The 12496-nt window shown below is 36.4% G+C and carries 11 protein-coding genes; 10 read left to right on the top strand and 1 reads right to left on the bottom strand.

Annotated features, from left to right (window positions below; all coding sequences use genetic code 11):
• The first annotated feature begins 465 nt into the window (after nucleotides 1-465).
• The 4 genes from ACWPW6_RS15165 (at nucleotide 466) to ACWPW6_RS15150 (ending at nucleotide 5207) form a co-directional block, all read left to right on the top strand.
• On the top strand, nucleotides 466-702 hold the full coding sequence (locus tag ACWPW6_RS15165) for a HEAT repeat domain-containing protein (RefSeq protein WP_249999285.1): 237 nt from the start codon (nucleotides 466-468) through the stop codon (nucleotides 700-702).
• 316 nt (nucleotides 703-1018) lie between these two features.
• Nucleotides 1019-1318, top strand: a complete 300-nt coding sequence (locus ACWPW6_RS15160) for an HdeA/HdeB family chaperone (RefSeq protein ID WP_014657621.1) — start codon at nucleotides 1019-1021, stop codon at nucleotides 1316-1318.
• A 521-nt stretch (nucleotides 1319-1839) separates the two neighbouring features.
• Nucleotides 1840-4044, top strand: coding sequence for a TonB-dependent siderophore receptor (locus ACWPW6_RS15155; protein ID WP_249999283.1), 2205 nt, complete (start codon nucleotides 1840-1842; stop codon nucleotides 4042-4044).
• A gap of 62 nt (nucleotides 4045-4106) precedes the next feature.
• Nucleotides 4107-5207, top strand: a complete 1101-nt coding sequence (locus ACWPW6_RS15150; RefSeq protein ID WP_154623510.1) for an ABC transporter substrate-binding protein — start codon at nucleotides 4107-4109, stop codon at nucleotides 5205-5207.
• Nucleotides 5208-5363: 156 nt separating this feature from the next.
• Here ACWPW6_RS15150 and ACWPW6_RS15145 read toward each other — a convergent pair whose 3' ends face one another.
• Entirely contained in the window at nucleotides 5364-6257 is an 894-nt protein-coding gene (locus ACWPW6_RS15145; protein WP_196713594.1) for a LysR family transcriptional regulator, read from the bottom strand.
• A 98-nt stretch (nucleotides 6258-6355) separates the two neighbouring features.
• Between ACWPW6_RS15145 and ACWPW6_RS15140 the strand changes: the two genes are divergently transcribed.
• The 6 genes from ACWPW6_RS15140 (at nucleotide 6356) to ACWPW6_RS15115 (ending at nucleotide 12492) form a co-directional block, all read left to right on the top strand.
• Nucleotides 6356-7687 (top strand): MFS transporter, encoded by a 1332-nt coding sequence (locus tag ACWPW6_RS15140; RefSeq protein ID WP_249999282.1) that lies wholly within the window; start codon nucleotides 6356-6358, stop codon nucleotides 7685-7687.
• Between the two features lie 3 nt (nucleotides 7688-7690).
• On the top strand, nucleotides 7691-8077 hold the full coding sequence (locus tag ACWPW6_RS15135) for a hypothetical protein (protein ID WP_247047760.1): 387 nt from the start codon (nucleotides 7691-7693) through the stop codon (nucleotides 8075-8077).
• Between the two features lie 542 nt (nucleotides 8078-8619).
• Nucleotides 8620-9480, top strand: coding sequence for a helix-turn-helix transcriptional regulator (locus ACWPW6_RS15130; protein ID WP_249999278.1), 861 nt, complete (start codon nucleotides 8620-8622; stop codon nucleotides 9478-9480).
• Between the two features lie 37 nt (nucleotides 9481-9517).
• Nucleotides 9518-10594 (top strand): chemotaxis protein, encoded by a 1077-nt coding sequence (locus tag ACWPW6_RS15125; RefSeq protein WP_154624194.1) that lies wholly within the window; start codon nucleotides 9518-9520, stop codon nucleotides 10592-10594.
• Between the two features lie 54 nt (nucleotides 10595-10648).
• Nucleotides 10649-12220: a cobalamin adenosyltransferase gene (locus tag ACWPW6_RS15120; protein ID WP_247046673.1), complete on the top strand. Its 1572-nt coding sequence runs from the start codon at nucleotides 10649-10651 to the stop codon at nucleotides 12218-12220.
• Nucleotides 12217-12492, top strand: a complete 276-nt coding sequence (locus tag ACWPW6_RS15115) for a YkgJ family cysteine cluster protein (protein WP_249999276.1) — start codon at nucleotides 12217-12219, stop codon at nucleotides 12490-12492. Before ACWPW6_RS15120 ends, ACWPW6_RS15115 begins: the two co-directional genes overlap by 4 nt.
• Nucleotides 12493-12496: the final 4 nt, after the last annotated feature.

Genomic DNA, 12496 nt, shown 5'->3' with positions numbered 1-12496 from the left:
GCTAATCTTTTTGGAACATCAAGACAAACATTTTCAGTTTACCGTTCTAATCTCAAGATGTCTTGATGTAAAAATTACTTCGTTGCCTGCTCGATACTTGTTCATCACTCTAACACAATTGATATTGTCCTATGAAAATTCAAATTGATGGATAGCTCAGTTGTTGTATAAGCTTATATTACAGATAAAAGTGCCTTCGATTATAATCCAACTGATCAAACGTTGATGGCTCATCAACTATAGAATTATATTATTATTAATGGTATTTAATAATTTATTAGAGGAGTGATAATCATAAAAATCTAAATAAAACGTTTTTTTGGTAATATGCCAAAAATAATCTATAAATGTGTAAAAGCATTATTAGCTACTCAATTGGTTTCATAATAAAGTGAGATGTAATGGGTTATTTGATTTAAAATAACTAATTATACTTAATTTCTTCTTGTTATAACGAGTTGAACCATGGAAAAACAAATTATAAATACACTCATCGAGTTAACCTTTCGTGGTAACGATGATGTCAAAATTGCAGCGATCTCTGCATTGGGTGATTATAAAGCGACAATAGAGCAGCAAGAAGCTGTTGTTAGATTAATTGATTTATGCAAAGACCCAAATAAAGAAGTGGCGGTATCTTCCATCCGCTCTTTAAGCAAGCTATCTGAGCATTTTAGTCGCTTAGTTACATATAATGACTGAGGCTCTCTTATAAATTGATTTTATGATATTGACCAACCTTTAATTAGTTTAAAAATATTAAACAATAATAATTTATACTCTCTTTAGTATGTATTTTTATTTCAGCTTTTTAACAGCAAAAAATTTTTTGTTATGTTGTTAATTAGTTGTCATTAATAATGACTTATTTTTTTTATTAAAATGCCTTAATTGGATGGTCGTTTTTGTTTTATTATAATCTTATTATCCTAATAAGATTATATAAACTTTAATAAGTTTGTGATAAAAATAAACAGCCACATTGTTATGCATTATTTATACACATAAGAGGTTTATAATGAAAAAGATTGTTATCTCTAGCGTTTTAGCTGCAATGGCAGCATTCTCTTTTAATGCGATGGCTGCGGACTCGAATATTGTCACGCCTGAAAAAATGACTTGTCAGGAATATATTAACCTGAACCCACAAAGCTGGGCACCTGTTGCATTGTGGATCACCAATATGGATACACAATTTAAAGGTGGTGATTATGTTGCGTTAACAGAGCAAAGCGTTGCTGAAGCGCCACAGATTGTTGAATTCTGTAAGAAGCACCCTGAAGGTACGTTACAAGATTACTTAGCGTCAAAAAAATAAGTTAAATTTATGCCCTAGATAATTTCAATTTAGGTTAGTTGATAAGTGAGTAAGTCGTTAGGCACAGATAAATGTTGTGGCGAGTACGAGCGAACCTAATCAGCAACGTTGTCACTTGAAATATCATGGGTAGTACAAAATCAAAGCCTTGTTAATGTGGTGTTTGTTTTTAGTTTAATTAAAGGCAAACACCCTACTATTTGTTTTATATATCGTTTTAATTAGAGCAACGCTTTCTAGCCACTTTATTTATAAGTGTCCATTAATGGCAATTCAAGATTCGATAATCCTGCTTTTTGTCTGACCTTCTCCAACATTTCTTTTTCTGATTTATAAATATTCTGCTTTTCCCTCCTCTTTCCGTCGGCGATGTCTAAAAAAAGACGCAAGAATGATAATAGTTCTTAATAGTATGTTTATTATCAGTTAAAATTATCCGCTAATTTAGCCGGATAAAAAGCCGTAATGTTATCGGCAGCGGTCTGTAAAAAAACACGACAACCTATTAGGATCTTAGGCACATGAAAATTAGGCATCTTTGGATACTCTCTCCATGTTTTGCTTCTTTTATTGCACCAGCAACATTCGCAGCAGAAAACAAACAAGATGAAATGACTGTCTCGGCAACGCGTTCTTATCGAAGTGTGTCGGAGATGGCTCAAACTACTTGGGTTATCGATAATGCGGAAATAGAACAGCAAGCAGAAGGAGGTAAAGAGTTAAAAGATATTCTGTCACAATTGATCCCCGGCATGAGTGTTAGCGGTCAAGGGCGTACTAATTACGGTATGAATATGCGTGGCCGCTCAATGATTGTGATGGTGGATGGGGTCCGTTTAAATTCTTCACGTATTGATAGCCGCCAATTAGATTCTATCGACCCGTTTAATATTAACCATATTGAAGTGATTTCTGGCGCCACTTCTTTATATGGTGGCGGTAGTAGTGGTGGATTAATTAATATTGTCACCAAAAAAGGCCAAGAAGAAAAACAAGTCGACTTACAAATTGGCGGAAAAACCGGCTTTAGTAATGGCAAAGATCATGATGAAAATATTGCCGCGGCCATGAGTGGGGGGAATGAAAACGCCCATGGTCGTTTATCCGTTGCCTATCAACGTTATGGTGGTTGGTATGATGGCAAAGGTAAGGCAATTAATATTGATAATACACAAACAGGTCTACAATTTTCTGACCGCTTGGATGTCATGGGCGCTGGGGTTATTAATATTGATGATAATCAGCAGCTACAAGCCACGGTTCAATATTATAAAAGTGAGTCCGATGGTAAACATGGGCTTTATTTAGGCAAAGATTTTGCGGCGGTGAAAGGCCAAGGCGAGGCTCATAATAGTGATAAATTAAATTCAGATCGCTTACCTGGGACTGAGCGTCACATGCTGAATTTACAATATTCGAATGGTGACCTTTGGGGGCAAGATTTTGTTGCCCAAGTTTATTATCGTGATGAGTCACAAAAATTCTATCCATTCCCTACGCTAAATAAGGCAAAGGATGTCACCAGTATTAGCGCCTCTGATCAAAAAACCAATTTCTATGGTACTAAGCTGACGTTTAATAGCGAGCCGGTTGAGCATTTGACGCTGACGTATGGTGCTGACGCTGAGCACGAACAATTTCGTGCCAACCAAATGTTCTTTAATTTAGATAAAGCGAAAGAATCGGGTGGCATGGATTTGAAAAAAGCCTATCAAGTTGGGCGTTATCCAAGTTATACCACAACCAATATGGCCGCTTTCTTGCAAAGTAGCTACGATATTAATCCAATATTCACTTTAAGCGGCGGTGTGCGCTATCAATATACTGAAAACAAAGTGGATGACTTTGTTGGGTATGCGCAACAACAGCAAATAGCAGAAGGTAAAATTAAATCTGCCGATGCTGTGCCGGGGGGGAATACCGATTATAATAACTTGTTATTTAATGCAGGCTTATTGGTGAATTTAACTGAAAACCAGCAAACATGGTTTAATTTCTCTCAAGGTTTTGAAATTCCCGATATTGCCAAATATTATGGAACAGGGAAATATGCAGCAACCCCAGATGCTAATGGGCATCTTGCATTAGAAAATAGCGTTAATATTAATGATACTAAAGTGAAAGGTATTAAAGTTGACTCCTATGAACTGGGGTGGCGCTATACTGGAGATAATTTACGCACACAAATTGCCGCTTATTATTCATTGTCAGACAGAAGTTATGACATTAATAACGCGGATATGACTATCTATATGAAGTCAGATAAACGTCGTATTTATGGCGTGGAAGGGGCTGTTGATTATTTCTTTGAAGATAGTGATTGGAGTGTTGGTAGTAACTTTAATCTGCAAAAATCAGAAACCAAAGTGGATGGTAAATGGGAGAAATGGAGCGTTAAATTTGCTAGCCCATCAAAAGTGACTGCATATGTGGGATGGGAGCCAAATGATTGGTCTCTACGTTTACAAAGCCAGCAAACCTTTAATGTTTCCGATGCGGATGGTAACAAGCTTGATGGTTATAATACCGTGGATTTCTTAAGCAGTTATTTATTGCCAGTTGGTAAAGTCAGTTTTGCGGTAGAAAATTTACTGGATGAAGATTACACCACGATTTGGGGGCAACGTGCGCCAAAATTATATAGTCCGAATTATGGTGCAGCAGATCTGTATACCTATAAAGGTAGAGGAAGAACTTTTGCGTTGAATTATAGTGTGACGTTTTAAGTTGAATATCTTGTGAGCCATCTTATTGATGGCTCATCTTTATGACTCAATGAGGTTATTGAATGAAATGGCTATTAACTGGGTTACTATGTTTAGTCAGTGTGATTGCATCAGCTAAAACGCCCACTGTGATGACTGATTTGCAAGGCCGCAAAGTGAGTGTCGATCTTCCCGTCGACAAACTATTTTTGATCGATGGGCGAGATATTTTATCGGTCGATATTGCGGGGGGAAAAGACGCTTTCTCACGTATTGTTGGCTGGAGTGATTCGTTAGAACAGTACGCGCCTGATTTAAAACAGGCTTATTTTTCTGCGGTTCCTGAATTAGCTAACATACCAACCTTAAGAAAAACCCGCGAAACGGGCATTCAAATTGAAAAATTACTTGAGCTGGCGCCTGAAGTGGTATTAATGCATAAATCTAATTATGCAGCGATGCGCGATAGCCAATTTATGCCACAACTGGAAGCCGCAGGGATCAAGGTTATTTTTATTGACTTCCGTATGGATATCGCCAATAACACGCCAAAAAGTATTGTGTTATTAGGCGAATTATTAGGAACTCAGGAACGTGCAAACCGCTTTGCGACACTGTACCAAGAAAAACTAGCCGCCATTGAAGGGCAGCTGAAAAAACCGTATCCGTCGGTATTAATTGAGGCTAATGCAGGCTTATTTGCCGATAGTTGTTGCCAACTTTATGGTCGTTCAGGTTTTGGGGTTTTAGCAAGTCTTGCGGGTGGTAACAATTTAGTGGAAGACAGTTTTCCGGCTAAAGGTGCTGAAAGCTCAATTGAAAATATTATTACCTTAAACCCTGAATTTTATGTATTAACCGGTGCAGATTGGCAGAATTTTAATCGTCGCTCAACGGCCGTTAAACTGGGTTATGATGCAGATGCAACGGTGGCTAAAAAGCAATTGGCTAAGCTTGTCGATCGCCAAGGAATTTCATCGCTGACAGCAGTGAAAGAGAAGCATGTCATGGCGATTTATCATAACTTCTATAATAACCCAATGAATATTTTTGCTATTGAAGCTATGGCTAAGTTTATGCATCCGCAAACTTTTACAACTTTACAGCCTGAACAAAATTTGCAGGAATTCTTACAGCAGTTTACGGCTATTAAAGCGAATGGGGTGTTTTGGATTACCCTTTAATATATGCGTCATACTTTAATATTTCACTATTGCTAATGACGCTCATTCATACATAGTCTGGCCTAGCTCTTTCATTATTAATTGCTGAGTCGTTTTTAGCGTTATTAACCGTAGAAATGTTATTTTTAGGCCGTGTTGCGATAGGACACGGCTTTTTTATAGGCTAAATTTTCCAACTAAGTAATCAATAAATACACGAGTTTTTGCAGGTAGAGTGGTGCTATTGGGATAAAGTAGCTGAATATTCTGTGAAGGTAGATAAAACTCAGGTAGTAAACGAATGAGACGCCCTGCATGAATATCATCATTGACGAGCCAATCAGGACAGATAGCGACCCCAAGAGAGGCCAGTACCATTTGGTGGATCACCGCTGCCGAATTCGATTCATATTGGCCTTTTATGATGGGAAGAGGGTATTTTTCCCCTAGCGTATTTTTTAGGACGTATTGTGTATCTTGCCAATTCAGTAATGAATGGGTTATCCAAGGAATTTGTGCTAAATCGTTAATCCCTTTAACGGGATAGTGTTTTAATAATTCAGGGGCTGCCACAATAGAGATTTGGTATTCACCAATTTTACGTATTTTTAGGGATGAGCTTTTTAAATTACCTAAACGTATTGCAAGATCTAATTTTTCGGTGACTAAATCATCTAATGAAGAATTGAAACTGTATTGCAATCGTAATTTAGGATAAAGACGGCAAAATTCAGGGAGTAATGGCAAAATATAACGTTGTCCAAATTCATTAGTGGATGAAAAACGCAGTAAGCCTGTGACATTGGTTGCTAAATTTTGGCTTCTTTCAAACGCTTCTTCTATCTCTAATTGGATACGTTTAAAGTCATCATAAAAATGTTTTCCTGCTTCGGTGAGGGCAATATTACGTGTATTACGTATGAGCAGGCTGACATTCAACCGTATCTCTAATTGTTTTATATCAATACTGACCATAGAGCGGCTCATGCCTAAAATATCAGCCGCTTTGGTAAAAGATCCCGAATCAACCACTTGTAGAAAAGTGGTTATTTGCTTAAGGTTTTTTTGCATAATCAGTCTGATTGTTTGCCATTATTAAACAATGAGTTTAATCCTCTTATATCGACAAAGAAAGGGGGAATACCTACTCTTGTGCGCCGGAGGTAGGTATGTCTTATCGATATAAAATCGCAACTGTTTTTTTAATTGGCTTCTTTATCGACTGTATTAATATTTTTATGTCAGCGATTGCATTGCCTGATATTGCTTCAGCGTTTTCTACCAGCCAATCAATGGTGGCTTGGGTCGCTAATAGTTATATCTTAGGTTTAGTCTTGATCATGCCATTGAGTTTATGGCTAGCAGGACAATTAGGTAACCAAAAGCTGCTCAGTCTGTCTATGCTGTTATTCTCAGTCAGTGTTTTATTGTGTGGACTGAGTCATTCAATTTATAGCTTGATCATTTGGCGTTTTATTCAAGGTGTTGCTGGTGGGTTACTGATCCCTGTGGGACAGGCGCTTGTTTTTGAGCTATTTCCAGGTAAAGAGCGCCATCGTATTTCAACCTTAATTATGGTTGTCGCCCTAATTGCACCTGCATTTTCTCCGGCGGTAGGGGGAATGATTATTGATTCATTCTCGTGGCGCTGGGTATTTTACGCAAATCTGCCTTTTTCATTATTTGCGGCAATTTTAGCGTGGTCATGGGTGAAAAATGATGGACGGCAACAAAGAGAAAAGCCTGATGTATTAGGGTTGATTATGGTGAGTTTTAGTTTACTGTTCTTGTTGTTATCTTTTTCCTTTTATAACGATTATCACAGTACCGTACTAGCTCTGAGCAGTTTTCTATTTTCTGCTTTTATTCTGGTTTTATATCTTCAATACGCCAAAAAATGTTCGGCGCCTATTTTGAATTTTCAGTTACTCGTAAATAGTCATTTGCGTAATGCTTTTATTGTTTATTACGCAGTACCTGGTGTATTTACCGGTGTCAATTTACTCAATATTTTTAACTTACAAAATAATTTACATTTTAGCGCAGCTCAGACGGGCATGTTTATGCTGTTATATGCCGCGGGGGCTTTGCTATCAATGTTAAGTGGTGGTTATCTCTATCACCAGATTGGTAAGAAAACGCTATTTTTTGTAGGAATTACGACTCATAGCTTAGGGATTATGTTGCTGTTTTGGGTATCAAGTTACTCAGATTTGGCCTTACTCATAGTTGCTTATTTATTAATGGGAGCAGGTGGAGGGCTGTGTACTAATACTGCTCAGATCAGTGCATTAATTGATTTTACAGGGAAGGATTTATTGCAAGGTAGTGTGTTATGGAACATTAATCGCCAAGTTGCGTTCAGTGTAGGAACGGTCGTGTTGGTGTCTATTTTTAGTGTCGTCAGCGTCCAAAATGACTTATTGCGCTATCAATATACTTTTATGGCCGCAGCGATTATCGGTTTACTGTCATTAGTCGCAGTATTAAAAGAGAGATAAATTATGGGGAACATGGAAAAAGCATTGCAGAGTGTGATAGATCTGCATATTTCGATTGAAAATGTATTTACTGGTAAAGATCAGAATGCATTAGGGCCTTTATTAGCTAGCTTTGATAAAAATTTTGCCATGGTGACAATAAAGGGAGAACGCATCGGTTTAGAACAGATTAACGCCTTATTTAATCATAATATGGGAACAAGACCTTCATTAAAGATCACGCTTTCTGATATTAAACCTATTTTAGATACAGGGGAGTATTGTTGGCTACAATACCAAGAACGACATGAAACAGCGGATTCATGGCTATTACGAACTTCCACGGTATGTATTAAGGTAGATGGAGAGCATTGTCTTTGGGTATACTTACATGAAACTCCTCAGCAATAAATATTAATTGATAGGTTTAAGTGTTAGCTTTTAGTCAACGCTAACACTTAACTAGATGATTTTTTTAATTGTTTAATCTATTTTTCTGCTTATTTTCTTGCATTATTTCAATATAAATACCATCCAAATTTTATCTACAGTGCATTACTACACGTTCGTTAATTTGCTTTTTAAATCGAACTTATTTCACTTCTATCGTTAACTTAACCTATTTTCTTTATTTGAATAATAAAGATATTACAAAATAGATGATTATGACTCGTTTGATGAGTTATGTTATATGTCACTAAAAACGACTTATTTAGATTGTCTTTTTTAAAAATATAATGCGCTAATTTTTGTAGCGCATGCAGTAAATGACAATATTTTTGAGTAAAAGTGTTTTTATCTCATCGTCAATTTAAATCACAGGGGGTAAAAATTGAGAAACGCATAATAAGAATTATCTTATGCGATAAAAAGTTTTGTACTGACGCTATTTGTCACTGAGTTTGATATTCTTTGTGCAATCAATCTTAACCTAAATCATAGTTGGTGATAAAATGGATGACTATAAAAAAAATCAAGGAGCCAGATTAGCGACAATTATTCTCGAAACTTATCTTTATGGTGAAGTCGATAAATGTGAGCTAGCTTCTCGTTTTAAAGTCAGCGAGCGGACAATTTATCGAGATTTGAATTCATTAAGCTTAATTTTAGAGCATAAAGGGAATTCGAAGTACGGTTTTTCGACAGTTGTCGAATATTATAAAATGATTTCTTTTTTTGGCATAGATAAGTATTTACCTGATTTTAGTCAATCTTTTCTGAAAAGTATTCCTGAGACTATTCAGAATAGAAGTGTTCTCATTAAATTTAATGGTATTGAGCATAAGATTAAGAGTTACTTAAAAAAACATTATGAAAAAATCAGGTATGCAATTGATAATAAAAGAGAATGTCATATTCTCTATAAAAACAAAAATCGGACAATACATCCCTATAAACTGGTATGTCACAATACGATTTGGTATTTGAATGCAATGGAAGAGGGGAAGCTTAAGTCATTTTCATTGAATAGAATTGAATGGTTAGATGTAAGAAAAGTAACATTTTCACCAGATGATAATATTTTGAATATATTAATGGGAAGTAAGGACCCATGGACTAGCCATAATAATTTTAATGTTCGAGTACAGGTTTCATCATCAATATCTGATTACTTCAAGAGAAGGGATGTGTTACCAAATCAGTATATTGTTGATGAAAATAGTGAGTATTTAACAGTTTCATGTTCTGCAATGAGTGAAAAACAGATTTTACCTTTAATCCAATACTGGATCCCAAATATTAAAATATTAGAGCCAGAATGGTTAAAGGTAAAGTTTGAAAAAAAATTACAAGATTATATTAGTCACTTGTAACGAGTTATTTTAATTTTATCAAAATTGAGAGGATTGTATGGCAATACCATTTATTATTGCAGGTGCGGCTATTGCTGCCGCCGCGTTTGGTGGAAAGAAAGCTTATGACGGTTACCAAACAAAATCAGAAGCGGATGATATGTTAGCGAAAGCTCAACGCCGTTATGATGAAAATAAAGAGGTTCTGGAATCTATTAATGTCAGTACGACCAATGAATTAGAGAAGCTAGGTACGCTTGAATTACAAATTGGTGAAAGTTTCAGTAAGTTTAATACTATCGCACAATCAATATTAAAACAGCTAAATGAATCAGGACAGGATATTTCTATCTCTATTCCTCGTCATGAAATTAATAAAATTGAAAACTTAGCGATTTCAGCAACAGAGTATCTAGGAACCTTAGTCGGTGCCGGTGCATCAAGTGCTGCGGCAGGTTTTGCTGTTTATGGCGGTGTGATGGCATTTGCCGCGGCATCGACGGGAACACCAATTGCAGCGCTTTCAGGTGCGGCTGCTTATAATGCGACAATGGCGGCTATCGGTGGTGGTTCACTGGCCGCCGGGGGATGGGGGATGGCCGGTGGCGCAATGGTGTTAGGCGGTGCCGTTGTTGCTCCTATCTTAGCTATTGCGGGTTGGGCTTATAATTCCCATGCCGAAAAAGCGTTAGATAATGCTCGAAAAATTCGTTCTGAAGTTAATGGTGCCGTTGCAAAAATGACTTTAGCACATGAGAATTTAACGAAAACTAAAGAGTATGTTGTCGCTATTTATCATGTTTTGGAAGCACAATTCAATGTGTTTAAACCCTATTTATTGGCGCTTATAGAGGCAGACAAGATAATTCAACGTAATAAAGCATTGGGCAACACAAATACCCATGGTATTACGGATGAATTAAAATTGACCATTAATAATGGCTATAAGCTCGCCGCTATTATGACTAATCTAATTACGACACCATTATTTAAGCCAAAATTAAATGAAAATAATGAGGTTGTTATCGTTGATGAAGTTATCGAAATTGAAACGGATAGCCACGGGCTAAAAGTTATCAATCAGGATTGCCTAGATAAACAGTTAGATGAAACTGAGCGTTTTACTCTATCTTAATGACATCATAAATTATAAGTAGCAGTGCTCGGCTGCTACTTATCGGTAAAGCATATGCAGCAGAAAAATTATAATTGGCAAAAGGAAGTGAACGATACAATTGTTCAAAGTTTAGTGACTTCTTTTGGTTTGGATTTTTTATTATTAAAAGATAAAAAAGGGGGCGATGTTGATACCATCCATAATGTCAGAAACGATATTTGGGCGACAGAAGTAGAAAAAGATCGTTATGAGAATCGTGGGCAATACGATTCTCATGAATATCACAGTCATGAAAACTACAAAGAAACAAACCGTAGAGGTAAGCAACAAAAATTATCCGGTGAATTAATTGATTCTTACACTGGCGAAACTTTTAGTCAGCAAGATGTGACTAATCTTGATCACATTATTGCCGCTTATGAGGTTCATAATGACCCTGCACGTGTTCTTGCTGAAATTGATGGTGCGGATTTAGCGAACCGTGACTCAAATTTGACCTTTACGAATGAAACATTAAATAAGTCGAAAAAAGCCCAAAAAATGGCAGACTTTATGGTGAATTTAAAATCACAACAAACACAGATTAAAACAGAAATTAATGTGTTAGAAAGTAAAAGGCAACTAACCGATATTGAGCTAAAAAAACTCAAGACACTTAAGAATAAGCAAAAAGCCAATTTTGATGTCATGGAGGCTATCGATAAAAAGGCCAGAAAACAGTATGACGCTGAAATTAGTCGTAAGTACTACAGTAGCAGTAAGTTTTTTGTGAATACGGCCTCAGCGGCCATTAACACTGGGTTGAGAATGGGAGCAAGGCAAATGCTAGGGATTGTATTTGCAGAGCTTTGGTTTGAATTAAAAGACGCTATCCCGAAGTTGATTGAACAGCATAAAACAAACTTTAAACTTAAAATTTTCATTGAAGATTTGAGGGATGTTGTCACAAATATTTGGGAAAGATTAAAGGTCCGTTTTAAAGACTTTTGGACTGAGTTTAATAATGGGCTGTTTGGTGGGCTATTAGCGAGTGTAACAACTACGATGCTGAATATCTTCCTGACATCCACAAAACTGATAGTAAAATTAATTCGAGAGTCAGTAAATAGTTTATTTTCAGCGGCTAAGCTACTATTTTTTAACCCTGAAAATTTAGCATTAGGCGATTTGCTAAAATCAGCCATTAAAATTATTTCGACCAGTATCTCTGTTATTTTAGGTTCAATGATAACAACATACTTGAATGGAATATTATCATTTCCCTTCGGTAATGATGTGGCAGTATTTATTGGCGTTTTGATTTCCGGTTTATTGACATTGGCGATGTGTTATTTTTTAGAGCATAGTGAGTTCATGCAAAAAATTTGGAATTTTTTGAATAAATTCCGAAATAAATATGAGCTGACATTACAGTACTACCGAGAAGTTAATGCGGCTTTAGATGAATATCTTGTCAAACTTGTTCAGCTCGAGTTTAACTTTAATGTGACTGAAATGCAGGTATTTACCAATGCATTACAAGTGACGAATTCAGAATATGAGCGAAAAATTATTCTCAATCAGGAAATTAAGAGAAATAATATTGTATTGCCCTTTGATGCAGAAAGTGATGATTCATTCAGCGAGTGGCTGGACTCATTATGAGCTTAGAAACCGAGTCGCTATTTCCTTGTGATAAATGTGGGGCATGCTGCCGCCATGTTGATCGTGCGCATGAAACTCAATTTCTTGATCGAGGTGATGGCGTTTGTAAGAATTATAATGAAACTAATATGTTATGTACTATCTATGATGAGCGTCCAGATATCTGCCGTGTCGATAAACAGTATTCGCTTCATTATCACAAGCAATATACATGGCATGAATTCATTGAAATTAACAGAATTGCTTGTGAGATAATACTGAGCAGTGAATAGTGTT

It is taken from the genome of Providencia sp. Marseille-Q8014, from assembly GCF_965112055.1.
Note: the sequence above shows the minus strand (reverse complement) of the source record. Positions and strands in the feature narration are given on the sequence as shown.